The organism is Pseudoxanthomonas sp. 97-1-1 (assembly GCF_057773125.1).
Genome location: NZ_JBYMTJ010000002.1, coordinates 569,803 through 594,659, shown reverse-complemented (window position 1 = coordinate 594,659; position 24,857 = coordinate 569,803). Strand labels below are relative to the sequence as shown.

15 protein-coding genes and 5 tRNA genes are annotated in these 24,857 nt (G+C 67.5%); 1 reads left to right on the top strand and 19 read right to left on the bottom strand.

The window, feature by feature from the left end:
* Positions 1–12 precede the first annotated feature (12 nt).
* The 5 genes from pbpC to AC3DET_RS10035 form a co-directional block, all read right to left on the bottom strand.
* Positions 13–2,373 (bottom strand): penicillin-binding protein 1C, encoded by a 2,361-nt coding sequence (pbpC, locus tag AC3DET_RS10055; protein WP_488391504.1) that lies wholly within the window; start codon positions 2,371–2,373, stop codon positions 13–15.
* A gap of 374 nt (positions 2,374–2,747) precedes the next feature.
* Entirely contained in the window at positions 2,748–7,691 is a 4,944-nt protein-coding gene (locus AC3DET_RS10050; RefSeq protein WP_488391503.1) for an alpha-2-macroglobulin family protein, read from the bottom strand.
* A 94-nt stretch (positions 7,692–7,785) separates the two neighbouring features.
* Positions 7,786–10,473, bottom strand: a complete 2,688-nt coding sequence (gyrA, locus tag AC3DET_RS10045) for a DNA gyrase subunit A (RefSeq protein WP_488391502.1) — start codon at positions 10,471–10,473, stop codon at positions 7,786–7,788.
* A 281-nt stretch (positions 10,474–10,754) separates the two neighbouring features.
* Positions 10,755–10,829 (bottom strand) — tRNA-Val (locus AC3DET_RS10040).
* Between the two features lie 59 nt (positions 10,830–10,888).
* Positions 10,889–12,511: an FMN-binding glutamate synthase family protein gene (locus tag AC3DET_RS10035; protein ID WP_488391501.1), complete on the bottom strand. Its 1,623-nt coding sequence runs from the start codon at positions 12,509–12,511 to the stop codon at positions 10,889–10,891.
* A 145-nt stretch (positions 12,512–12,656) separates the two neighbouring features.
* Here AC3DET_RS10035 and AC3DET_RS10030 point away from each other — a divergent pair, with 145 nt between their 5' ends.
* Positions 12,657–12,803, top strand: coding sequence for a hypothetical protein (locus AC3DET_RS10030; RefSeq protein ID WP_192202759.1), 147 nt, complete (start codon positions 12,657–12,659; stop codon positions 12,801–12,803).
* Positions 12,804–12,819: 16 nt separating this feature from the next.
* On the opposite strand, the gene AC3DET_RS10025 is transcribed toward AC3DET_RS10030, so the two are convergent.
* The 14 genes from AC3DET_RS10025 to AC3DET_RS09960 all read right to left on the bottom strand — a co-directional run bounded on the left by AC3DET_RS10025 (position 12,820) and on the right by AC3DET_RS09960 (position 24,856).
* Positions 12,820–12,906: transfer RNA gene (locus tag AC3DET_RS10025), tRNA-Leu, on the bottom strand.
* A 120-nt stretch (positions 12,907–13,026) separates the two neighbouring features.
* Positions 13,027–13,102, bottom strand: a tRNA-Gly gene (locus tag AC3DET_RS10020).
* Between the two features lie 28 nt (positions 13,103–13,130).
* A tRNA-Cys gene (locus AC3DET_RS10015) sits at positions 13,131–13,204 on the bottom strand.
* Between the two features lie 107 nt (positions 13,205–13,311).
* Positions 13,312–13,387, bottom strand: a tRNA-Gly gene (locus tag AC3DET_RS10010).
* Complete coding sequence (gene pgsA / locus AC3DET_RS10005) at positions 13,378–14,025, bottom strand: CDP-diacylglycerol--glycerol-3-phosphate 3-phosphatidyltransferase (protein ID WP_192202760.1); 648 nt, start codon at positions 14,023–14,025, stop codon at positions 13,378–13,380. Before pgsA ends, AC3DET_RS10010 begins: the two co-directional genes overlap by 10 nt.
* Positions 14,026–14,032: 7 nt before the next feature.
* Positions 14,033–15,880 carry an excinuclease ABC subunit UvrC gene (gene uvrC / locus AC3DET_RS10000; protein WP_488391500.1) on the bottom strand — a complete coding sequence of 616 codons (1,848 nt, stop codon included), beginning with the start codon at positions 15,878–15,880 and terminating at the stop codon, positions 14,033–14,035.
* Positions 15,877–17,292, bottom strand: coding sequence for an NHL repeat-containing thioredoxin family protein (locus AC3DET_RS09995; protein WP_488391499.1), 1,416 nt, complete (start codon positions 17,290–17,292; stop codon positions 15,877–15,879). The genes uvrC and AC3DET_RS09995 overlap by 4 nt, the downstream gene beginning before the upstream one ends.
* A gap of 31 nt (positions 17,293–17,323) precedes the next feature.
* Positions 17,324–17,788: a low molecular weight protein-tyrosine-phosphatase gene (locus AC3DET_RS09990; RefSeq protein WP_337732198.1), complete on the bottom strand. Its 465-nt coding sequence runs from the start codon at positions 17,786–17,788 to the stop codon at positions 17,324–17,326.
* Complete coding sequence (gene kdsB / locus AC3DET_RS09985; RefSeq protein WP_488391498.1) at positions 17,785–18,549, bottom strand: 3-deoxy-manno-octulosonate cytidylyltransferase; 765 nt, start codon at positions 18,547–18,549, stop codon at positions 17,785–17,787. The genes AC3DET_RS09990 and kdsB overlap by 4 nt, the downstream gene beginning before the upstream one ends.
* A 36-nt stretch (positions 18,550–18,585) precedes the next feature.
* Positions 18,586–19,608: a tetraacyldisaccharide 4'-kinase gene (lpxK, locus tag AC3DET_RS09980; RefSeq protein WP_488391497.1), complete on the bottom strand. Its 1,023-nt coding sequence runs from the start codon at positions 19,606–19,608 to the stop codon at positions 18,586–18,588.
* Positions 19,605–21,317, bottom strand: a complete 1,713-nt coding sequence (msbA, locus tag AC3DET_RS09975; protein ID WP_488391726.1) for a lipid A export permease/ATP-binding protein MsbA — start codon at positions 21,315–21,317, stop codon at positions 19,605–19,607. The genes lpxK and msbA overlap by 4 nt, the downstream gene beginning before the upstream one ends.
* 38 nt (positions 21,318–21,355) lie before the next feature.
* Entirely contained in the window at positions 21,356–21,778 is a 423-nt protein-coding gene (locus tag AC3DET_RS09970; protein WP_337732201.1) for an ExbD/TolR family protein, read from the bottom strand.
* A gap of 10 nt (positions 21,779–21,788) precedes the next feature.
* Entirely contained in the window at positions 21,789–22,448 is a 660-nt protein-coding gene (locus AC3DET_RS09965; RefSeq protein ID WP_192202767.1) for a MotA/TolQ/ExbB proton channel family protein, read from the bottom strand.
* A 2-nt stretch (positions 22,449–22,450) separates the two neighbouring features.
* Complete coding sequence (locus AC3DET_RS09960) at positions 22,451–24,856, bottom strand: DNA internalization-related competence protein ComEC/Rec2 (protein ID WP_488391496.1); 2,406 nt, start codon at positions 24,854–24,856, stop codon at positions 22,451–22,453.
* Position 24,857 lies beyond the last annotated feature (1 nt).

The window sequence follows — 24,857 nt, the reverse complement described above, 5'->3', positions numbered from 1 at the left end:
CAGGCATCGCAGTCACCTCAGTACGTTGAACCGCACCCTTGCCCACGCGCCGCTGTCGGCCAGTGCGGTGAGCTGGTGCTCCCCCGTCTCGGTGAAATCCTGTTGGAACGCCTGCGTGCCGTGCGTTTCCGCGATCCAGCGACCGTCGAGCAGCCACTGCACGCGGGTATCCGTGCCCAGTGCGCGCAACTGCAACCGGACGCCATGTTGACTGCCGGGAGCGCGGGCCAGCGTGGCGAGGTCATTGAGGCCGTCGATGCGTAGTTCCTCGGCGGCATCACGGCCGTCGGGCTGGCAATCGGGCGACAGCGGCGGCAGCCGTGAAGCGATCCGCTCGCGTGCAGGCAGCCAGGGCGAAGCCAACGCGGGCCAGCGTGCGATCTCCGTGCTTCGTGCTTCATGTGCACGGGCACATTCACTCGACAGCCGGAGACCGGTGCGCGCGTCCACCTCGAAACGTTCGCGGCCTGCATTCCACAGGCGAGCATCGCGTTCGGCGAATGTCGGCGGCACGTTTCCGCCCAGCGTCCACGCATCGCGCCTGCGCTGGCAGAGCTGCGGCGCCTCAGCTTCCGCCTGGGTGCCCAGCGGCCAGCAGATCGCCTGTTCCGCCACGTCGGCAGGTGGCGGCATCGGACCCGCATCGCCCTGCGCACGCGGCAGGCTGTCGATCACTTCGAACATCAACGGCAGCGCCGTGACGGCGCCGTACTGGCCGGGCAAGGGCGTACCGTCGGGCCGCCCGACCCACACGCCGACCGTGTAACGCCGGGTGCTGCCCAGCGCCCACGCATCGCGGAAGCCATAGCTGGTGCCGGTTTTCCACGCTACGCGCGGGCGGTTCGCGGTGTCGAGCACGCCACTGCCGTAACCGGGACGCGGATGCGCCTCCAGTACTTCGCGAATGATCCATGCCGCGCCGGGCGACAGCAGGCGCCGATCGGAGGCTGGGTCCTCTGCGGTGTAACGCACGCGGCCCGACAGTCCGCCACGGTTCAATCCTGCGTATGCGCCCACCAGATCCTCCAGGCGCGCACCCGTGCCGCCGAGGATCAGCGACAGGTTGGGCTGCGCACCACGCGGATAGCGCAGCACGAGACCATTGTTCGCCAGACGCGCTGAGAAACGCGCCGGTCCGACGCGGTCCAGCAGGTCCACTGCGGGCACGTTGAGCGACAGGCGCAGCGCATCAGCGGCACTGACGGGTCCATTGAAGGCCGCGTCGAAGTTGCCGGGCCGGTAGCCACCGAAGGACTGCGGCGCGTCGATCAGCAGGCTCTCGGAATGGATCAGTCCGTCGTCCAACGCCAGGCCGTACAGGAACGGCTTTAGTGTCGAACCAGGCGAACGCCATGCCTGCACCATGTCGACATGTCCCAGCCGTTCGCGGTCACCGAACGCCACCGAGCCCACATAGGCGCGCGCTTCCATCGTGGCGTTGTCGATCACCAGCAGCGCCGCGGATGTCCGTGCAGGCAGCGTGGAGAAGTAGCTCTGTACGCGCTCTTCCAGTGTGCGCTGCAGGCCGGCATCCAAGGTGGACGTGATACGCGATGCTCGCGGTTGCTGGCGGCGCAGACGTTCGGCCAGCAGTGCGGCGCTCAACGGCGCCTGCAGGCTACGGGCGACGACGGGCTCGACACGCGCATCATCGACCTCGGCCTTCGACCAGACGCCGAGATCGGCCATGCGCTGCAGCACCTTGTCGCGTGCCACCCGTGCCGCCTCAGGATGGCGGTCCGGGCGCAGCCGGCTGGGCGACTGCGGCAGCACCGCGAGCAGTGCTGCCTCGGCATGCGAAAGCCGTGCTGCAGGCTTGCCGAGGTAGGCCCAGCTCGCCGCATCCACGCCTTCGATGGTGCCGCCGAACGGCGCGCGCTCGAGATAGAGCGTCAGGATCTCGCGCTTGGACAGGTGCGCTTCCAGCTGTAGCGCGCGCAGCATCTGCTTGGCTTTGCCCCATGGCGTGCGCGAATGCCGGTCCAGCATGCGCGCGACCTGCATGGTCAGCGTGGAGCCGCCGGAGACCACGCGTCCATGCCTCACGAACTGGCCTGCCGCGCGCACCAGGGCCCACGGATTGATGCCGGGATGCCTCCAGAACCAGCGATCCTCGTAGTTCAGTAGCGCCTGCAGGTAGAGCGGCGATACCGTGTCGGGTGATGCGGGATAGCGCCAGACGCCGTCGCGGTCCGCGAAGGCGCGCAGCGGCGTGCCGTCGCGTGCGACCACCAGCGTGCTGGTGTCACGGGTCTTTGGCAGCGGCGGTGGGAATGCAAGATCCGCCACCAGCAGCGCGACGAGCAGGACCACCGTCGACCATCGCAGGCAGGACAACCAGCGTCGTTTCCGACCTTCGTCATTCCAGCGCATGCTGGAATCCATTTCGCTTCTGATCCGCTGTGTCATTGGCCGTAGATGGCTGGAAGATCAAGATGGATCCCGGCGTTTGCCGGGATGACGTCCGGGATACTTCTCGCCAACTCCAACCCCGTCATTCCAGCGCATGCTGGAATCCATTCTGCTTTTGATCCGCAGTGTCATTGGCCGTAGATGGCTGAAGATCAAGATGGATCCCGGCGTTCGCCGGGATGACGGTCGGACGAACTCCCGCTCGATCCACACCGTCAGTCCAGCGCATAGTGGAATCTTTTTTGGTACCGGTCCGCAGCGTCATTGACCGGAAACGACTGAAGACCAGGAGGAATCCCGGCTCGCGCCGGGATGAAGAAAGAAGACCGTCCGCGCTACGGCTGCACCACCGTGATCGTCGCCGGTGACGCCTTGCCGACACCGCGGATGTCCGGACGGTACATGTCCTCCACCAGCGAGGGCGGCACGGTGTACGTGCCCGGCGTCACCGCGCGCACCAGGTAGAACACCTTGGCGGTATCGCCGCGATCCAGTTTCAGTGCGGCCACGTAGCGGTCGTCGCGGAACTCCTCGTGCTTCACGTCGGCCGCGCCACCACGGTCGCTGATCGAGATGCCATCCACCACCACTTCGGCCCATTGCTTGGCATCGCCGAGGTTGAAGTTCTCGATCTCCAGCCCCGCCGGCAACAGGTCGGTGAACAATGCATCCGGCATGGCGACATTGGCGGTGATGCCGACGCGCACGATCAAGGCTTCGCCCTCCTTCAGCGTGCCGCCTTTCCATTCCTTTCCATCGGTCGTGTAGTAGCGACGCTCGATGCCGATCTGGCGGTTGTCCGGCGCTGGCGCACTGCGCGGGATGCCGGCCACGTCGAGCGATGCGTACAGCGGCGGCGAACCCTCGGGTACGAAACGCACGCCGCGCGCCAGCGCGGCATGGTCCACGCTGCGCCCGAACAGGCGCACGGGCGCCACCGCCTGCGCATCGCCGCCGATGCTCCATTGGCCCGAGACCAGTTTCTTCTGGTCGACCATCAGCGCCTTGCCCAGCCTTGCCAGCGCCACCTGCTCCTGGGTACTCAACCACAGCCAGCCACTGTTGCGGCGCGCGTCCAGTTCGCGTCCCAGCGAGATGGCGCGACGGTCGAACTCCGGCTTGGCCAGCTTGCGCTCGTGTACCAGCGCGATCATCAAGGCGTCGTCGCGCAGTTTCGTCCCGTAGTCGCCCAGGTATTCCGGGCGGTCGCCCGTCTTGGCGAACCCTTCGGTGATCGCCTTGGCGCCACGGTTCTTGTCGCCCTGCAGCGACAACGCGATACCCAGGTGCACCAGCGGCAGGCCGGTCAGGCTCTTGCCGCGCTCGTTGTCGTACAACGCACGCAGCGTACCCAGCGGCGCCCGGTTCACGCGTGCCAGCACGTAACCTGCATAGGCCTGGTTGGCGAATTTGAGGTGATCGCGCCGGTCGTAGCCGTAGAACTGCGCGCCGCCGGCCAGCAGGTCTTCGTTGAGGCGCGCCAGCGCCTTCTGCAGCACCGCATCCGGGACCGCGAAGCCGCCTTCGCGCGCATCCAGCAGGAACTCGGCGATGTAGGGCGTCAGGCCCGGGTTGACGTAGTCGTCGTCGCCCCACATCGAGAAGTGGCCGTTCGCCACCTGCATCGACGCCAACCGCCCGAAGGCGCCCTCCATGCGCTCGCGGCGCTTCTTCGCCTCCAGCCCATCGATGCCCAACAGCCTGGCCGTCGCATCATCCAGCTCCAGCGCAGCGTAGCCCTTGCTGGTAGTCTGCTCGGCACAGCCATACGGGTACTCCAGCGCGCCCTTCAGGGCACTTGCGAACGGGATCGGCGGCAGCGCACTGACCGTCATGCGCGCCGTGACCGAGCCGGGCATCAGTCCATCCGCGAAGCCCGCGCCCATTTCCACCGGCCCCAGGCTGTCCAGCACCTGCGTGCGCGAGCGCAGTACCGCGGGCCAACCTGCGCGCACCGGCACGTCGTAACGGCGATCGACCTTGAAGCCATTGCCTTCCACGCGCACGCGCACCTGCGCCGTGGTGTAGCCCTCACCCGCGGTGATCGGGAACGTCAGGGTGCGCTTGGCATCAACCGGAAGATCGGCCGTCCTGCTGCCCTCGCCGATGGCGAGCGGCCCTTCACCGCTCACCAGCACCTTGAAGGCGCCCGTCTTGCCGGTGAAGTTCTGCACGTCGAGGGTCACGGTACTCCTGTCGCCCGGCGCCAGCACGCGCGGCAGGCTGGCTTCGGCCACGATGGGCGCGCGCACCACGGTCTCGCGATCGCGGTTGCCGTAGCGCGTGTCCGAGTAGACCAGCGCCGACACGCGCAGCGTGCCGTTGAAGTCCGGCACCTTCAGCGCGATGCGTGCATTGCCCTTGCCGTCCAGCTTCACCGGACCGGAGAACAGGTCCACGGTCTGCACGCGCGAGGTCGGCCGCTTGGCCTGCGGCAAGGCCGCCAGCGCCATGTCGCCACCGAAGCGCATCTTCGCACTGCCGCCTTCGAAGCTCTCGATCACGCGGCCGTAGATGTCATAGGCGTCCACGCCGAAGCGGCGCTGGGCGAAGAACTGCGCGTTCGCGTCGGGCACGGGGAAGCGGGTGATGTTGAGGATGCCGACATCCACCGCCGACACGGTGACGTGCGCGGCCTGTCCCGCGAGCTCGGGAACACTGACCGTTACCGGCAGGTTCTGCTCGGGGCGCATCTGTTTCGGCACCGACAACCCGACGGCGACGCGACGCTCGCGGCGGTCCATCGGCACGTGGGCCACGCCCACGGCGCGCGCCGGCGTGATCTTGCTGGGTGCCGATCCTCCGCGGAAGACCAGCGCGGTGATGTAGACGTCATGCCGCTCCCAGTCCTTGGTCACCGGGATGGAGAACGTGCTGCCCGGCTTGGCGTCGATCGCCTGCACGTACAGCATGCGGTCGCTCTCCACCATCAGCAGGCCCTTGCCCGCATGCGGCGGGGTGATGGTGACCTGCAGCGTATCGCCGACTTTGTAACCGGTCTTGTCCAGCGCCAGTTTGACCTTGTCGGGGCGCGCATCCAGGCCGCGGTTCTGGTCGTCCCAGCTCCAGCCGGCACGGAACGGATAGCGCGTGGTCAGGCCGGTGGCCGGATCGAACACATCCAGCCGGTACTCGCCCCATTCCACCGGGAAATCGATCTTCGACGCGCCCGCGCCCACGTCCAGCGTGCGCGTGTCCTTGTTCTCGAACCGACGGGTGAAGTCGTAGTCCCAGCCGCCATCCTCGTCGTAGTTCCAGTGGTAGTCGCGCAGCTCGCGAACCAACGTCGCCTTCAGGCCCTTGCCGGGCTGCGGTTTGCCGGCGGCATCCACGCGCACCAGTTCGAATCCGGCGTTGGCGTTGGCATCGGCACCGTCCTTGTCGTCGAACAGTGGGCGGATGCCGACCAGTGCGTTGGCCGGCCACAGCACGCGCTTGAGCGTGCGGTTCACCGTGCGACCACCGGTCTCGTACACGCTGCCCGATACGATGGCGGCGATGGTGCTGCGCGGCTTGGCCTCGGCCGGCAATGCGATGTCTTCCTGCACCACGCCGCTCTCGGGCAGCGTGGTATCGATGACGTCCTTGGCCTCCTTCGGCAGTTCCAGCGTCGGGTCGCCAAAGAAGTAACCGGGCAATTGCTCCAGCGGGTGCTGTTCCACCGCCACCGCCAGCTTGGCGGTGAAACGGTTGCCGCTGGCTGGCGCCCCGTACAGGTAGGCGGCCGTCGCCTTCAGCTTGAACGGCTCTCCCGGCTTCAGCACGGACTGCGCGGTGTCCAGGTCCAGCTTCATGCGCTCGGGCAGGAACTCCTCGATGCGCAGCGTCATGCCCTGCACGGCTTCCTTGCTGGCCGGGTCGGTACGGAACTCCACCTGCCAGCGCCCCGTCGGCGCTTCCACCGGGATCACCTGTTCGAAGTTGAAGTAGCCCTGCGCGCCTGGCTGCAGGCGCGTCTCGCGGAACACCTTGCCGTCCGGCTGCTTCAGGCGCAGGAACACGGGTTGTCCGCCGCCCTGCTTCGGTGCAGGCACGGGCTTGCCGTCGTTGTCGCGCAGCAGCGCGGAGATCCGCACCGTTTCACCGGGACGGTACAGGTCGCGCCCGGACCACGCGAACACGTCGAACCACGCCTGTTCGCGACCGGCGACGGCGAACTCCGACAGGTCGAGCGCCGGCTGGTTGAACGGCAGCATCGACACGTCCTTGCCGCGCGTGGCGACCAGCACGTGTCCGGCGTCCAGCGTGTAGTTCAGCAGTGCATTGCCATTGCCGTCGGTCTTGCCGGCCAGGATGCTTTCGCCGCGCGCATCCAGCACCTTCAATTCGACGCTGCCGGTGGCGGTGCCGTCCTGCAGCGACGCGGTGTGGACGAACAGCTTGTCCTTATAGGCGCGCGTATGCAGGCCGATGTCGCTGACGGTGAAGAAGGCGGTCTCGAACTCGCCCGCGAACTTGCCGGTACGCTTCATCACCGCGAAGTAGAGGCCCGGATCCTGCAGTTCGCGGATGTCCTGGATCGGCAGGTAGGTCAGCACGCGCTCGTTGGGCTTGCCGCCCAGCACGAAGCGGTTGAGATAGACCGGTTCGGCCAGCTGGCCCAGCGGCGTGCTGTCGCCGTAGTCGCTGTCCAGGTCCCAGCTGCCACGGCGACCGCCGCGCTGGTACTCGGCGAAGAACTTGGGCAGCTGCTTCTCGCTGACCCGGAGGAACTCCACGTCCACTTCCGGGACGTTGATCGACACCACCGGCAAGCCGCGACTCTCGCGCGCCGGCAACACGCTGCCCTGCGAGGCGAAGCCCACCGCCGGGTCGAGTTCACCGGTATGCACCTTGCGCGTGTCGTCCTTGCCAAGTCGCGTACCGTCCGCGGCGGAAAGACCCGCTTTCAGCGTGACCTCGTAGTCCTTCGCGGCTTCCACCGAGGGGAAGCGCAGGACGAGGCCCTTGTCGTCCAGCACCCAGCTGCCCTTGACGGCCGCGCCGTTGGCGTCCTTCACCACCAGCAGCGTGTCGAAATCCTGCGAGCTCACCAGCGGCCGGCTGAACTCCAGCGCGATGGCCAGGTCACCGTCATGCTGGTCTGGATACGCGCCGACCAGCGCGAAGCCTTCCACCTTCTCGGCCTTCGCCTTGATGGGTTCGCCACTGATGTCGGGAAGTTGCCCGGTCTCGTTGCGCTTGCAGCCAGCCAACGCCGCTGCCGCCAGCAAGACAACAAAAAACGCGCGCACCCAGTGGCCGCGCGCGTTCGTCCAGTTCCGATAGAGCGATCCCATGTGCCATTCCCTGCCTTGGTCGTACAGGCAGTATAGAACGCGGGAATGGAGACGGCGGGGTCAATGCCGCGCGTCTCCATGACTCACCGCCGGATCATGCTTCCGGCGGCGCCTCGGTGGCGTCCGGCGCGGCAGATGTGATGCCGACGCCGTCGATGACCTCATCCTCGTCGAGCGAGGCATCCAGGCGTTCCACCGCCTGCAACGTCTCGCCATCGGACAGGCGGATCAGGGTAACGCCCTGGGTATTGCGTCCGACCTGCGAGATTTCCGCCGCACGGGTACGCACCAGCGTGCCGCCATCGGAGATCAGCAGGACTTCGTGGTGGTCGGACAGCTGGATGGCACCGACCAGGCGGCCGTTGCGCTCGGTGGTCTTCAGCGCAATCACGCCGCGGGTACCACGCCCCTTGCGCGGGTAGTCGGCCACCGGGGTGCGCTTGCCATAGCCGCGCTCGCTGGCGGTCAGGATATCGCCTTCGCCATCGACCACGACCAGGCTGACGACCTCGGAGCCGGCCTCCGGCAACGCTGGCACGCCATCGGCATCGCCCGCCTCTCCCTCGTCCTGCTCACCCTCGATTTCGGCATCGACGCCCGCGGCAAGGCGCATGCCACGCACGCCGGTCGCAGTGCGGCCCATCGCGCGGACCAGCGACTCGGAGAAGCGCACGGCACGGCCGTTGGACGCGAACAGCATCACGTCGCGCTCGCCGTCGGTCAGGGCCACGCCGACCAGCGCGTCCCCTTCGTCGAGGTTGATCGCGATCTTGCCGCGCGCCAGCTTGAAGGCGAATTCCGTCAACGGGGTCTTCTTGACCGTGCCGTTCCTGGTGGCGAAGAAGACGTAGCGGCCTTCTTCATAGGCGCGCACCGGCACCACCGCCTGCACCTTCTCGCCTGCTTCCAGTGGGATCCAGTTGATGATCGGACGGCCACGCGCGTTGGAGCCGGCTTCCGGCAACTGGTACACCGGCAGCCAGAACACCTTGCCGCTGCTGGTGAAGGTCAGCAGCGTGTCATGCGTATTGACCAGCCACAGCTGGTCGATGAAATCCTCTTCCTTGGTCGCCGCCGCGCTGCGGCCACGGCCGCCACGCTTCTGCGCGCGATAGGCACTGGCCGGCTGGCGCTTGGCGTAACCCGCATGCGACAGCGTGACCACCATGTCTTCCGGCGCGATCAGGTCGAGGATGTCCAGGTCTTCTTCGCTGTGGCGGATCTCGCTGCGGCGCTCGTCGCCGAACTCGGCCTTGACGTTCAGCAGTTCGTCGCGGATCACCTGCAGCAGCACGTCCGGGTTCTCGAGGATGCGGATCAGGCCGGCGATGACCTCCAGCAACTGGCGATATTCCTCGGTCAGCTTTTCCTGCTCCAGGCCGGTCAGGCGGTGCAGGCGCATTTCCAGGATCTGCGTGGCCTGCGCCTCGCTGAGCTGGTAGCGGCCGTCGACGAAGCCAATGGCGGCGGGCAGGTCTTCCGGACGCGACGCTTCCGCGCCTGCAGCGGCGAGCAGCGAGCCCACCAGGCCCGGCTCCCAGGTCTTGGCCAGCATGCGCTCGCGCGCTTCCTGCGGGTTGGCCGACGTCTTGATCAGCTCGATCATCTCGTCGATGTTGGCGAGCGCGACCGTCAGGCCTTCCAGGATGTGGGCGCGGTTGCGCGCCTTGCGCAGTTCGAAGATGGTCCGACGGGTCACCACTTCGCGACGGTGGCGCACGAACGCTTCCAGCATCTGCTTCAGATTGAGCAGCTGCGGGCGGCCATCGACCAGCGCGACCATGTTGATGCCGAACACCGATTCCATCGGCGTCTGCAGGTACAGGTTGTTGAGGACGACCTCGGCCGACTCGCCGCGCTTGACCTCGATGTAGATGCGCATGCCGTCCTTGTCGGACTCGTCGCGCAGCTCGCTGATGCCTTCGAGCTTCTTTTCCTTCACCAGCTCGGCGATCTTCTCGATCAGCCGTGCCTTGTTCACCTGGTACGGGATCTCGGTAACGATGATCGACTCGCGGCCGTTGTCGTCGTTGACCTCGATATCGGCCTTGGCGCGCATGCGCACGCGGCCACGGCCGGTGCGGTAGCCGGCGATGATGCCGGCGGTGCCATTGATGATGCCGCCGGTGGGGAAATCCGGGCCGGGGATGTACTGCATCAGGCCGTCGACATCCAGTTCCGGATTGTCGATCAGCGCGATCAGGCCGTTGACCACTTCCGACAGGTTGTGCGGCGGGATGTTGGTCGCCATGCCCACCGCGATACCGGCCGAGCCATTGACCAGCAGGTTCGGGAAGCGCGTCGGCAGGACCGTCGGCTCCTGTTCCTTCTCGTCGTAGTTGGGCTGGAAATCGACGGTTTCCTTGTCGATGTCGGCCAGCAGCTCATGGGTAAGCTTGGCCATGCGGGCTTCGGTGTAACGCATGGCGGCCGCGGAGTCGCCGTCGACCGAACCGAAGTTGCCCTGGCCATCGACCAGCATGTAGCGCAGCGAGAACGGTTGCGCCATGCGCACCAGCGTGTCGTAGACCGACTGGTCGCCGTGCGGGTGGTACTTGCCGATCACGTCGCCGACGATACGGGCGGACTTCACGTGCGGCTTGTTGGCGTGGTTGCCCAGTTCGTTCATCGCGAACAGGACGCGCCGGTGGACAGGCTTGAGACCGTCGCGGACATCCGGAAGCGCGCGCCCCACGATCACGCTCATCGCGTAATCGAGATAGCTGCGTCGCATCTCGTCTTCGAGGTTGACGGGGATGATTTCCTTGGCGGTATCGGCCATTCGGGTTCCGTGTTTCTTTGGTTGTCTCGGGCCCGAATCCGGGCCCACACCTTCCCGGCCGGGACAAGTCCGGCGGGGCAGGATCGGGCGGGGATTCCGGCAGGTTCTGCAGCCTGCGGAGTGTATCACAGACACCCCATCCAGCGGACCGTTTCACCCAGAGAAACAAGCACTTATGGCTGCACCTGCCAGCGCGCGGGAGCGCCGGGGCGACGACTGCCCGGACCGTGGCGGACCGGAAACGGAAAAGCCCGGCCAAGGCCGGGCTTTTCCGATGGAACTGGTGGGCGGTACAAGTTTCGAACTTGTGACCCCTGCCGTGTGAAAGCAGTGCTCTACCGCTGAGCTAACCGCCCGAAATCATCGGGGCGCGAATGATAAGCGCGGACCGGGCGCCCGGTCAACGCGCCCGCCTTCAGCGATCCTTGGTATCGCACAGCGCACTGACCCGCCTGGGCGGCGCGAAGGCGTCGCTGCGCGCCTCCGGCCAGAAATCGCGGAACACCGCGTGGGACGGCACGCGGTCCAGCAGTTCGCCCGGCTCCAGGAAGCGGTACAGCGCCGCCAGCGACCGCACTTCGATCGGCGACACCCGCCGCAGGATGTGCTCCGGCCCCAGCTGCTGGGGGTGCTCCAGCCCCGCCGCGCACAGCATGTCGCGCAACGCCTTCAAGGTATTGTCGTGGAACTGCTGCACGCGCACCGACTTGTCGCCCACGTCCAGGTGCTTCCAGCGCGCGGGATCCTGGGTGGCTACGCCGGTCGGACAGCGATCGTTGTGGCAGCTCTGCGACTGGATGCAGCCCAGCGCGAACATGAAGCCGCGCGCGGCGTTGCACCAGTCCGCGCCCATCGCCATGGTGCGGGCGATGTCGAAGGCACTGATGATCTTGCCTGCCGCGCCGATCCGGATGCGGTCACGCAGGTTCAGCCCGACCAGCGTGTTGTGCACCAGCAGCAGCGCCTCGTGCATCGGCACGCCAACGTGGTCGATGAACTCCGCGGGGGCCGCGCCGGTACCGCCTTCCGCACCGTCCACGACGATGAAATCCGGGAGCAGCCCGGTCTCGTGCATGGCCTTGGCGATGCCGAACCATTCCCACGGGTGGCCGATCGCCAGCTTGAAACCCGTCGGCTTGCCGCCCGAAAGTTCGCGCAGGCGGGCGACGAACTGCAGCAGCTCGACCGGCGTGGAGAACGCGGAGTGCTTCGCTGGCGAGACGCAGTCGTGCCCCATCGGCACCCCGCGTGTCGCAGAGATCTCCGCGCTGACCTTGGCCGCCGGCAATACGCCACCGTGACCCGGCTTGGCGCCCTGGGACAGCTTCAGCTCGATCATCTTCACCTGCGGCGAATGCGCGTTCTCGATGAAGCGCGCCTCGCTGAAGCGCCCCTGCTCGTCGCGGCAACCGAAGTAGCCCGAGCCGATTTCCCACACCAGGTCCCCGCCCTTCTCGCGGTGATAGGGCGAGATCGAACCTTCGCCGGTGTCGTGGTAGAAATTGCCGCGTCGCGCGCCTTCGTTCAGCGCGCGCACGGCATTGGCCGACAACGAACCGAAACTCATCGCCGAAATATTGAACACGCTGGCCGAATACGGTTGCGCGGTGCCGGCGCCGATCACCACGCGGAAGTCGTGGGAATCCACGTGCGCCGGCGCCATCGAATGGTTGATCCATTCATAGTCGACGCCGTAGACGTCCTGCTGGCTGCCGAACGGCACCACGTCACTGACGCCTTTCGCGCGCTGGTAGACCAGTGCGCGTTGTTGGCGCGAGAACGGCACTTCCGCCGTGTCGCCCTCGATGAAGTACTGGCGGATCTCGGGACCGACCGATTCCAGCCCGTAACGGAAGTGCGCCAGTACCGGATAGTTGCGCCGCAGCGTGCTGCGCGTCTGCAGGACGTCCCACGTGCCCAGCAGTGCCAGCGCACCGAACACCGCGACACCCCACCACGCTCCCGGCCACATCGACGCGAACGCCAGTGAAGCGGCAGCCAGCAACACGCAGACAGCAAAGGCGAGGTAACGCTGCATCCGGCAGTCTCCCGTGGGCCAGCCACGATTCTATGCCATGCCCTGCGACCGCATGCCGCAGCCACCGCGCAGGGTTGATCCGGATCAATGCCGGCCGAAACGCACGGTGCGACGTTGGCGCCACCACAACCGGGGAGAACACGACATGCATCCGATCCTGCGCGAGATCCTGATGGAGCCGGTGGGCTGGCTGGCCATCGGCGGCAGCATCATCATGGTGGGCATCAGCGTCTTCGTGGCGCTGTTCGTGCGCCGCAAGGTGCGCGAGGAAGAGAAGAAGCGGCAGCGCTGAGGCAACAGCAGCGCGATGGTGCCCGGAGCCGGAATCGAACCGGCATGGCCTCGCGGCCGGCGGATTTTAAGTCCGATGCGTCTACCAGTTTCGCCATCCGGGCATGCGGATAGCCTGCCTCAGTCACGCCGCATTGGAAAGCGCCTGAATGTGCCGATGGACAGACCGGAAAAGAAGAAGCCCCGCATGCGGGGCTTCTTCCGTGCTCACCAGGGAGCGTATATGGAGCGGGAAAAGGGACTCGAACCCTCGACCCCGACCTTGGCAAGGTCGTGCTCTACCAACTGAGCTATTCCCGCGTTGGGAGATCGTGGCGATCCCCGGATTTGGAGGCCTGGGTCGGAATTGAACCGGCGTACGCGGATTTGCAGTCCGCTGCATAACCACTCTGCCACCAGGCCGGTGGCGACCGCGCCAGACTGGCGCAATCACGACGCCTTTTCAAGCGTCCTGCAACACAAAGCCCCGCGAACGGGGCTTTGGGAACCATCCTTCTCAGGACGAAATCTGGAGCGGGAAAAGGGACTCGAACCCTCGACCCCGACCTTGGCAAGGTCGTGCTCTACCAACTGAGCTATTCCCGCGTCGAGAAGGTCGAAATTGTAGCGTCTTGTTTCGGCATGTCAACACTCTTTTCCTCGCCGTCGCGCAGGATGGGCCACGCCGCGAGCAGGTATTGAATGCCCGACCACAGTGTCAGCAGGGCCGCGATGGCGAGCAACCAGTCGCCCAGCAGGAACACCCAGCGGCCCATCCAGATGTCGCCCAGCACCTGCTTGCCGGGGGTGGACGCATACAGCAGGCAGGACAACGCCACCATCTGCACGATGGTCTTGATCTTGCCGAGGGCAGCCACCTTCACCGTGGCGCGCTGGCCGAGTTCGGCCATCCATTCACGCAACGCGGACACCGCGATCTCGCGGCCGACGATGACGGCAGCCCAGATGGCCATCCACATGGTCGGATTGTCCTGCACGATCAGGAACAGCGACACCGCCACCATCAGCTTGTCGGCCACCGGATCGAGGAATGCGCCAAAGGCCGAGTACAGGTGGTAGCGGCGCGCGATCCAGCCATCCAGCCAGTCGGTGACCGCCGCCAGGACGAAGATGAACGCAGCCGCGAAATTGGTCCACGAATACGGCAGGTAGAACACCAGCACCAGCACCGGGATCAGCACGATCCGCAGCAACGTGAGCCAGGTGGGGACGGTCAACTTCATCGCAGGCTTACTCGGTTCCGGCCTCGGGCATCGGCAGCCCGTGCAGGTTAGCGTAGATTCGCTCGGCCAGTGCGGCATTCACGCCTTCCACGCGCGCGATCTCGTCGGCACCGGCGGCCTTGAGGCCCGCCAATCCTCCGAAATGCTTGAGCAGGCTGGCGCGCCGCCGCGGACCGATGCCGGGAATGTCTTCCAGCTTGCTGGTCATGCGCGCCTTCTGTCGCTTGCCGCGATGACCGATGATCGCGAAACGGTGCGCCTCGTCGCGCACCTGCTGGATCAGCTGCAACGCCGGCGACGCGGCGCCTGGCCGTACTTCCCGGCCGTCAGGCAGCACTAGCGTCTCGTGGCCGGCCCGACGCTCGACGCCCTTGGCAACGCCCACCAGCACCACCCCGTCCACACCCAGGTCGGCGAGCGCGGCCTGGGCCTGGGCCAGCTGACCCGCTCCGCCGTCGATGAGCAGGACATCGGGCAGTACCCCGCCCTCCTCCACCGCACGCCGGAAACGGCGCTCGATGGCCTGGTGCATGGCCGCGAAATCATCCCCCGGCGTGATGCCGGTGATGTTGTAGCGCCGGTACTGGGAACGCACCGCACCGTTGGCATCGAAGACCACACATGAAGCGACCGTGGCTTCACCCATCGTGTGGCTGATGTCGAAGCACTCGATGCGCTTGGCGACGTCGGGCAACGCGAGCAGCTCCTTCAGCGCTTCGCTGCGCGCGGTCTGGGCGTTGCGGCTGCCCAGCTCGGTCACCAGGGCGATTTCGGCGTTGCGCTTCGCGAGATCCAGGTAACCGGCGCGTTCGCTGCGGACGCTCCACTTCAACTGGACCTTGCGACCCGCCGCCGAGGCCAGCGCATGCTCGATCAGTTCCGCTTCCGGAATCTCGCGATCGAGGACGATTTCCTGCGGCGCGGGCTGCTCGGCGTAGTACTGCGACACGAACGCACCCAGCACCTCTTCCGCGCTGTCCTCGCCGTTGGTTTTCGGGAAGAACGTGCGCGTGCCCAGGTTGCGACCGTCGCGGAAGGCCAGCAGCAGCACACAGGCGTGGCTGCCCTGCATGGCGCAGGCGAGCACGTCCAGGTCGGCGGCATGCCCATCCACGTACTGGCGCGCCTGCAATGTGCGGATCGACGCCACCAGGTCGCGCAGGCGGGCCGCCTTCTCGAATTCGAGTTCCGCGCTCGCCTGCTCCATCGCCGTGCCGAGCTCGCGCGTGAGTTCGTCGCTGCGCCCGTCCAGGAACAATGCCGCGCGGCGTACCGATTCCGCGTAGTCCGCCTCTTCCACCAGCCCCACGCACGGCCCGCTGCAGCGCCCGATCTGGTACTGCAGGCACGGGCGCGAGCGGTTGCGGAACACGCTGTCCTCGCAGTTGCGGATGCGGAACAGCTTCTGCATCAGGTTCAGCGTTTCGCGAACCGCGATCACGCTGGGGTACGGGCCGAAATAGCGCCCCGGCACCGCACGGGCGCCACGATGGAATGCGATACGGGGCCATTCCTCGCGCGTGAGCAGCACGTAGGGATAACTCTTGTCGTCGCGCAGCAGCACGTTGTAGCGCGGCGTCAGCGACTTGATCAGCTGGTTCTCCAGCAGCAGCGCTTCGGCTTCCGTGCGGGTGACGGTCACGTCCATCCGCAGGACCTGCGACAGCATCGACAGGATGCGCGGCGACTTGGGCGAACTGTTGAAGTAGCTGGCGACGCGCTTGCGCAGCGCGCCGGCCTTGCCGACGTACAGCAGGGCGTCGTCCGCGGCGTACATGCGATACACGCCGGGCGCCGTGCTCAAGCCGGCAGCGAACGCCTTGCCGTCGAATTCCGCCTGGGGACTGCCGCTCATTCGTCGATCGGAACGTGGCTCAATTCGCCGGTGGCGATATCGTAGCGCAGCACTGCGTGTGCATCCGTCTCCGCGATCCATACCGCGCCTGCGGCGACGGAAAGACCCGCCGGACCATGCAGGGTCCGGGGCAGCGCCACCGTGGTCAGTTCGCCGCCACCCAGGCGCAGGGTGCGCAGGCTGCCGTTGCCGCTGTCGGCAATCCACATGACCGGTGCATCGGGACTCAATGCGATGGCCTGCGGATGCTGGAGGCGCGCGCGGTCACGTGGACCATCCTCGGCACCGAACGTCCACGCGCCCTGCCCGATCAGTGTCTGCACGGTATCGCCACGCAATTGCATCGAACGCACCGCCGAACCGACCGCATCGCAGACGTAGAGCGTCTGCAGCACCGCAGCCAGCCCGGCCGGCTGCGCGAAGGCCGCCATCGGCCCGCTGCCATCGCGGACATCGAGTTGCCCGGAGCCGGCCCGCGGGCGGATCTCGCGCGTGCCCAGGTCGTAGCTCCACACGCGGTTGTCGCCCGCCATCGCGAGGAATATATGGTTGTTGTTCACCACCAGCGCCTGCGGCTGGTTGAGCGCCACGTTGCGGGGCGCGGCGACCACGCCCTCGGTCGGTTCGCCTGCACGGCCGTTGCCGCAGAGCGTATCCACGGTGCTGGTGGGCAGATTGATGCGCCGCAGGGCATGGTTTCCGGTGTCCGCCACGTACAGCGACTCGCGCACCAGGGCCAGACCCTGCGGCCGGCGGAACGCGGCGTGGTTGAGCTCGCCATCGGCCAGGTCGGGTGTCCCCATGCCGAACTGCCGGATCACCCGCCCCAGGTGATTGCACTCCAGCACGCGGTGGTGGCCGCTGTCGGCGACGAACAGGCGATCAGGCGTGGCCACCAGTCCGGCAGGGAAGCACAGCGGCATCCGGGGTTCCGGGTGGGCTTCGCGGAACGCCCGCAGGTCGTCGTCCGGTGGCACATGCAATCCGTCGCACAGGCGCGCGATGTGCCGCTCCAGTTCGGCCAGTCCATCCGCACCCACGATCCGGTGCTGGACCTGGCCTTCGCCATCGATGAGCAGGACCGTCGGCCACGATTCCACCCCGAAGCGCTGCCACGCCACCCAGTCCGCGTCGTGCGCGAGCGGCAGCACGTTGCCGTGCCGGCGCAGGCGTTTGAGGGCGCTTTGCGGGTCGCGCTCGCTGTCGAAGCGCGGCACGTGGATGGCCAATGCCTGCAGCCGGCCCAGGTGGCGGGCCTGCAGTACGGCCAGGTCATTGAGCCGCTGCGCGCACCAGGCCGAGGCACTGTTGACGAAGGCCAGCGCCACGATGCGACCCCGCTGCTCGTGCAGCGTGGTCGCTGGTGCATTCAGCCACTGCAGGGCACGCGGCAGTTCGGGGGCCAAGGTCATGTCCGTCATCTTCCCTGATTATGCCCAAGTCTCATTCCGGGGAGAGCCGGGCCACGACCGCCTGTGCGGCGGAATCGACCAGTCGCCAGACCCGCTGGAAGTCCTCCGGCCCGCCCGTATAGGGGTCCGGCACTTCGCCTCCGGCCTGCACGCCGGCCCATTCCAGCAGCAGCGCCACCCGGTCGCGTCGGGTTGCAGGCGCGATCCGCAACACGTCGCGCAGGTTCGCGCGGTCGGCGCAGAGCAGCCAGTCGAAGGCATCGAAATCACGTGCGGACAGCTGGCGTGCGCGCTGCATGCCGATATCGACACCATGGCTGCGGGCGCAGGCGATGGCGCGGCGATCCGGCGATTCACCGGCATGCCAGCCACCGGTGCCGGCCGAATCCACCTCCACCTGACCGGCCAGGGACGATGCCTCCAGCCGGGCGCGCAACGCGCCTTCGGCCATCGGAGAGCGGCAGATGTTGCCCAGGCAGACGACCAGCAGCTTCACTGGTCCGCGCCCCGCAGGATGGACTCCGCGCGGGCAAGGTCTTCGGGGGTATCCACGCCCGGCGGAAACGGCTCGGGCGCCAGCGCCACGGCGATGCGGTGGCCGGCTTCGAGTGCCCGCAACTGCTCCAGCGACTCGACCTGCTCCAGCCGGCCGGGCGGCATCTGCGAGAACCGGCGCAGGAAGCCGGCACGATAGGCGTAGATGCCGATGTGGCGCAACCACTGGCCGGGCGGGAGGGCATCGCGCGACTGCGCGAAGGCATCGCGGTGCCAGGGAATCGGCGCGCGACTGAAGTACAGCGCATCGCCATTGGCGGCACGCACCAGCTTGACCGCGTTCGGGTCGAACAAGGTGGCCGCGTCGTCCACGGGTACCGCCAGCGTCGCCATCTCCGCGCCACTGGACGCCAGCGTGTCGGCAACCGCCCGGATGCCGGCCGGCGGTGCGAACGGTTCGTCGCCCTGGAGATTCACCACCAGCGCGTCGTCGGCCCATCCGGCGATGTCGGCACACTCGGCCAGGCGGTCGCTGCCTGAGGCATGTCGTTCGGATGTCATCGCCACACGCACCTCGGTGGCCACCAATGCGTCACGGATGCGGGCGTCATCCGTGGCGACCCAGACTTCGCGCGCACCGGCGGCCAGCGCACGGCGCGCCACATGGACGACCAGCGGCGTGCCGCCAAGGAGGCGCAGCGGTTTGCCGGGCAGCCGCGACGCGGCATAGCGGGCGGGAATGGCGACGATGAAATCGGTCATCGGGATCCGGCTCGGGTCAGGGATGAAGGGAACGATCTACTTCGGATCGGCCGCTGGCGGACGCGCGCGACCCAACCGGTCCAGCAATGCGACCCAGAACGCCTCCGGCAGCTTCGCCGCCACCGGCACGCTGTAGAACCAGTTGTTGGCGAATGCGGCGCACTTCACCGCATCCTTCTCGGTCATGAGGACCGGCAGTTCGCTGCCGAACGCGAAATCTTCCGCGCGGTACGCATGATGGTCCGCGAACGCATGCGGCACCACGCCCAGGCCCTGCCTCCGCAACATGGCGAAGAAGCGGGCCGGATTGCCGATGCCCGCCACCGCATGCACGCGCTGGCCGGCGAAACCCGCCAGCGGCTTCGGCCGGCCGCCACGCAACGGCAGCGCGTCATCGGCCTGCAACTGCATCGGCCATTCACCGAAGGCGGCCGTGTCTTCGGATGACGGCAGGTTCACCACCCGGAACCCGCACGTCGCCGCGCGCGCCACGGGCTCGCGCAGCGGGCCGGCGGGCATGAGCCGTCCATTGCCGTAGCGGCGCGCGCCATCGATCACCTCGATCTCCACGTCGCGCTGCAGGCGGTAGTGCTGCAGTCCGTCGTCGCAGATCACCACGTCGCAACCTGCGGCCACCAGGGCCTTGGCGGCTGCGACACGATCACGGTCCACGCGCACCCGCGTGCCGGTATGCCGCGCAATGAGGACGGGCTCGTCCCCCCCCTCGTCCGGCGGGGTCGCCGCATCCACCCAGCGCGCCTGCGCCTCGTCGCGACGGCCGTAACCGCGGCTCGCCACGCCCGGCCTGAAACCCGCCGCGCGCAATCGCTCCATCAGCGCGATGGTCAGCGGCGTCTTGCCGGTGCCGCCGGCCGTGATGTTGCCCACCACGATGACCGGCGCGCCCACCCGTTGCTGACGCAGCAGACCGACCCCGTACAGCCAGCTGCGCAGGGCAACCAGCATCCCGTACACGCCCGCGAGCGCACGGGCCCACAGGGGCACCCGCCCGTTGCCAAACCAGTAATCCGGCGGTTGCGGCATCGCGCGCTGGCTCACCCCGCCTCACCCTCGCGGAACTGCATCTGGTGAAGATGTGCGTAGAGCCCGCCTCGTGCCAGCAGTTCCGCGTGCGTGCCCTGCTCGACCAGGCGGCCCTGGTCCAGCACGAGCACCTGGTCGGCGTGCTCGATGGTCGACAGGCGATGTGCGATGACGAGCGTCGTGCGGTCCGGCATCAACTTCTGCAGGGCGTTCTGCACCAGCCGCTCGGATTCGTTGTCGAGCGCGGCCGTGGCCTCGTCGAGGATCAGGATCGGCGCATCCTTCAACATCGCGCGGGCGATCGCCAGGCGTTGGCGCTGGCCACCGGACAGGCGGCCCCCCTTGTTGCCGATCGGCGCCTGCATGCGCTCGGGCATCTCCTGCACGAATTCCATCGCGTTGGCGCCACGCACGGCCTCTTCCATGGCCGTGGCCTCGGCTCCCTGCAGTTCGCCATACGCCACGTTCGCGGCGACCGTACCGTCGAACAGCATCACCTGTTGCCCCACCAGCGCGATCTGCCGGCGCAGGTCCGCGAGGCGGTAGTCCTGCAGCGGATGGCCGTCGAGCAGGATCTGGCCGGATTCGGCCTCGTAGAAGCGCGGGATCAGCTTGATCAGCGTCGACTTGCCGCTGCCGGAACGCCCGACGATGGCGGTGACGGTACCCGGGCGCGCGGTGAAACTGATGCCCTCCAGCGCCGGCCGGCTCTGGCCGGGATAGCGCGTGGTGATGTCGCGGAATTCGAGCAGTCCCTTCGAGCGCTCGAGCGCGCGGCTGCCCCCATCCCGCTCGTCCTCGGCATCGAGCACGGAGAACAGGCGCTGTGCCGAGGCGACGCCCCGCTGCAGCATGTTCTGCACGTTGGTCAGCTGCTTGAGGGCCGGGATGATGGCCATCATGGAAATCATCAGCGTGACGAACCCACCTGCGGTCAAGCGCCCGGCCATCGCCTCGCGCCCGGCGAAGAACAGCAGCAGGGCCAGTCCGACCGAGCCCATCAACTGCACCATCGCCGACGATATGCTGCGGGTGGCTTCCACCTTCATCGCCAGCCTCAGGTTCGCGTTGGCCAGGCCGGCATATCGCGTCAACTCGCTCTGCTGCGCGCCGTAGACCTTGACCTCCTGCTGGTTGGACAGGGTCTGGTCGGCGGCCTGCATCATCTCGGCGCCGCTTTCCTGGATGCGATGGCTGATGCGCCGGTAGCGCTTGGCCACCTTGTCCATGATCCAGGCCAGCGGCGGCGCCATGACCAGGATGGCCAGCGTGACCTGCCAGCTGGTGATGAACATCACCACCAGTGCCGCGATGATCTGCAGCACCTGCTGCAGCATGACCTTCATCGCATCGACGGCGGCCTGCGCCATCTGGTCGGCATCGGACCCCAGGCGCACCAGCATGGCAGGCACGGGTTCGGTATCGAAACGCAGGCCCGGCAACCGCAGGTACTTGCCCAGCACGTTCACGCGCACGTCGCGGGCGATGCTGCGCGCTGCCTTGCCCATGCCCATGTCGGTGATGTAGCCGGCGATGCCGCGGATGACGAACAGACCCACGATGGCCAACGGCAGCAACAGGCTCTTGGCCTTGTCGCGATCGATGAAGGTCTCGTTGACCACCGGTTCCATCAGCTTGCTGAACGCGCCACCCGCCGCTGCCTCGATCAGCATGCCGACAGCGGCCAGCGCCAGCAGCCCGCGGTACGGCCTGGCAAAGCCCATCAGCCGCTTGTAGACCTGCCACGCAGAGCCGTCGCGGCTCACTTCTTCGCCTCCGGCGCGGTGGCGATGTTGATTTTCCGGAAACCCAGCTGGCCCAGCGCATCCAGCGCCGTCACCACCGCTTGGTGCGGCGTGCGCGCATCGGCGCGCAACAGCACGGGGCGGCTGCGGTCACTGCCCGCCACCTGCTGCAGCGTCTGCTTCAGGGCGTCGATGTCGGGGCGGAGGACTTCATGCTCGTCCACGAAGTAGCGCCCGTCCGCATTGACCAGCACGCTCAGCGCCTTGACCTGCGCCGCCACCGGCTCGCCATGGGCGCTGGGCAGTTGGAGCTGCAGCATCGAGCGAGCGTCGAACGTGGTGGTGATGACGAAGAAGATGATCAGCACCAGGATCACGTCGATCAACGGCACGAGGTTGATCTCGGGTTCTTCCTGCGCGCGGTCGTCGCGGATGCGCATGCGGTTGGCCTCAGGCGCTGGCGGGTGCCGGCGCGACCACGCCGGACGGGCGCGCCACCGGGCGGGGATGGCGGGCTTCCAGCGCGTCGACCAGCGCCGTGGCTTCCTTCTCCATCTCCATCACGTAACCCGTGACCTTGCCGCGGAAATAGCGATGGAACAGCAGCGCGGGGATGGCCACGATCATGCCCGCGGCGGCGCACACGAGTGCCTTGCCGATACCCCCCGCCAGCGCGTTGACGTCGCCCACGCCACTGTCCTGGATGCCCAGGAACATCTGGATCATGCCCACTACGGTGCCCAGCAGGCCCAGCAGCGGACCGGCGGAGGCGATGCTGCCGAGGGCGTTGAGGAATTTCTCCATCCGGTGGACGACATGCCGGCCGGTGTCCTCGATGCGCTCGCGGATCTGCTCGCGCGGCTTGTTGCGCACATCCAGCGCCGCCGCCAGCACTTCACCCAGGGGCGAGTTGCGGCGCAGCGAATCGATGTGCGCCGCCTCCAGTTGCCCGCGGCCGGCCCACGCGCGCACTTCCTCACCCAGGCCGGGCGGCAGGATTTCCTTGCGGCGCAGCGACCAGAAGCGTTCCACCACGATGGCCAGGGCCAGTATGCCGAGCAGCAGCAGCGGGATCATCGGCCAACCGCCGGCCTTCACCAGTTCCAGCACGTTCAGTCCTCCGGCACATCGGGCCGTCCTTCTTCCAGCCGATAGGATAGCCCACCGGCCCGCTGGCGCCGCACGGCATCCCACCAGCGTGGCCGGTCGTGACGCCGTTCACGTACGCGCAGTCCATCGCCACCCAGCCATACGCGCAACGCGCCACCGGACTGCGTGTCAAGCAATTCACCGCCCCGCGACTGCCAGCGAGCCACCACCTGGGCCCGTGGATGCCCGAAGCGGTTGCCTGCCCCGCTGGAATTCACGGCAAGCCGGGGCGATGTGGCGGCCACGAATGCCGGATCGGAGGAGCCGGCGCTGCCGTGATGCGGCAGCACGACGACCTCCGACCTGAGCGAGCCCGCATGGCGATGGACCAGTCCGCGCTCGACGATGGTGCCGATGTCGCCCGGCAGCAGGACGCCCCCATGCGGCGTGTCCATCTTCAGTACGCAGCTCGCCTCGTTGCCCAGGTACGGAAAGTGGAGGCCCGGATGCAGGAAGCTGAAGCGCACGCCATCCCACATCCACGACGCGCCCGCCACGCAAGGCGCCCGCGCATCCAGCGGGCTGCCCGGCGGCGCCAACACCGCCTGCACCGGAAAGGCATCGCGGACGGCATCGGCGCCGCCGGCATGATCGTTGTCGGCATGGCTGATCACCATCGCGTGCAGGCGCGACACCCCCAGCGCACGCAGAGCCGGTACAACGGCCCGTTCGCCCGCATCGAAACCTTCCTCGACGGCAGGCCCTGCGTCGAACAGCAAGGCGTGGTGTGCCGTGCGTACCAGCACCGCCAGCCCTTGCCCCACATCGATCACCACCAGTTCGACTTCACCCTCGCGCGGCAACTCGCGATCCGGCCACAGCAGTGGCAACCACAACAGCAACGCAAGCGCTTTCCCCGGTACGCCACGCGGCAGCAGCAGCCAGAACCCGCCCCCCAGCGCCAGCCAAAGCGCCCAGGCGCGGCTTTCGGGCAGCCACCACAACGCATAGGGCTGTTTCGCCATGCCGTCGAAGAGCACCCAGCTCCACTCGAAGCACGCCGCAGCGGCACGCCATGCCCATGCGCCCGCACCCACGTGCACCGTTTCCAGCCCTGTCCCGAGCAATGACAGCGGCACCACCACCAGACTCCACCATGGAATAGCAATCAGGTTGGCCACCGGGCCTGCGAGCGAAGCCTGGCCGAACAACACGGCGGTGAAGGGCAGCAGACCCACCGTGGCCACACCCTGGGCCGGCAGGAACGCCTTCGCCCAATGCTGTGAGGCCGGCAGGCACCATGCCAGCCACGCCACACCGCCGAAGCTCAGCCAGAAACCTGCCGCCAGCAGCGACAAGGGGTCGAACACCAGCACCGCCAGCATCGCCAGCGCCAAGGCATCGACCAGCCGCACATGGCGCCGTGCCAGCCGCGCGATCACCACCACCGCGATCATCAGCACGGTGCGTACCGTCGGCAGCGCGAAGCCGGCGACGGCGGCGTATCCCAGCGCGCCGGACAACGCCAATGCGCCTGCCGCCTGCGGACGCGGAATCCTCCTCGACAGCGCGGAAAACAAGCTCCACACCCCCGCCCCACCCAAGGCACAGAATCCCGCCACCAGCCCCACGTGGAATCCGGAGATGGCGATCAGGTGGGTCAGGCCCGTGGCGCGCAGCACCTGCCAGTCGGCATCCTCCAGCGCCCGCGTGTCTCCCAGTGCCAGCGCCCGCACGAAGCGCGCCGACGGACCGGGCGTCGCACGTCCGATCCTGTCGGCCATGTCGCTGCGCCACGCATCAATACCCCCTCCCGGCGACAGCCGACGCGCACGCGTGGCATCGCGCACATAGCCCATGGCGCTGATGCGCTGGGCCGCCGCATGGCGTTCCGCATCCACGCCGCCGGGGTTGGCCAGCCCGCGCGGTGCTCGCACGCGAACCTCGAACTGCCAACGCTCGCCCGCACCCAGTTGCATGCGTGGTCCAGGCTTCGTCGCACCGAAATCGTCGTACCACGCCAACCGGATCTGCCTGCCGCGCAATGGCGCGGGTTGGCGTTCCCCGTCATCAACGCGCAGCAGGAAGCGGGTTCGCCGCGCCTGTGGGTCAGGCAGGCCGACCACCTGCCCGCTAACTACCACGTCACGCCCTTCCCATGCCGCAGGCAGCTGTGAACCCAGGCTCCACGCCGCATGCAGTCCTGCCCAACCGATACCCGCCAACGCGGCGCCCAGCCAACGCCACCGGGAGGGAGACAACCAACCGACGAGCCCGAGCGCGAGCGCGAGCGCGAGCGCGCACCACAGGATCGTCATCGTGGGCAGCGCAGGACGCCAGAGCATGACGACCATGCCGAGCAGCAAGGCAGCCGTGCACGCCATCCCGAACGGCGGCAACGGCAGCTTCCGCATGCGCGTCGGTTCCATG

Bases quoted from the DNA above. Each gene is read 5' to 3' on its own strand.
- pbpC (WP_488391504.1), bottom strand. From the start codon at position 2,373: ATGCGCTGGAATGACGAAGGTCGGAAACGACGCTGGTTGTCCTGCCTG.
- AC3DET_RS10050 (WP_488391503.1), bottom strand. From the start codon at position 7,691: ATGGGATCGCTCTATCGGAACTGGACGAACGCGCGCGGCCACTGGGTG.
- gyrA (WP_488391502.1), bottom strand. From the start codon at position 10,473: ATGGCCGATACCGCCAAGGAAATCATCCCCGTCAACCTCGAAGACGAG.
- AC3DET_RS10035 (WP_488391501.1), bottom strand. From the start codon at position 12,511: ATGCAGCGTTACCTCGCCTTTGCTGTCTGCGTGTTGCTGGCTGCCGCT.
- AC3DET_RS10030 (WP_192202759.1), top strand. From the start codon at position 12,657: ATGCATCCGATCCTGCGCGAGATCCTGATGGAGCCGGTGGGCTGGCTG.
- pgsA (WP_192202760.1), bottom strand. From the start codon at position 14,025: ATGAAGTTGACCGTCCCCACCTGGCTCACGTTGCTGCGGATCGTGCTG.
- uvrC (WP_488391500.1), bottom strand. From the start codon at position 15,880: ATGAGCGGCAGTCCCCAGGCGGAATTCGACGGCAAGGCGTTCGCTGCC.
- AC3DET_RS09995 (WP_488391499.1), bottom strand. From the start codon at position 17,292: ATGACCTTGGCCCCCGAACTGCCGCGTGCCCTGCAGTGGCTGAATGCA.
- kdsB (WP_488391498.1), bottom strand. From the start codon at position 18,549: ATGACCGATTTCATCGTCGCCATTCCCGCCCGCTATGCCGCGTCGCGG.
- msbA (WP_488391726.1), bottom strand. From the start codon at position 21,317: ATGGGCTTTGCCAGGCCGTACCGCGGGCTGCTGGCGCTGGCCGCTGTC.
- AC3DET_RS09970 (WP_337732201.1), bottom strand. From the start codon at position 21,778: ATGCGCATCCGCGACGACCGCGCGCAGGAAGAACCCGAGATCAACCTC.
- AC3DET_RS09960 (WP_488391496.1), bottom strand. From the start codon at position 24,856: ATGGAACCGACGCGCATGCGGAAGCTGCCGTTGCCGCCGTTCGGGATG.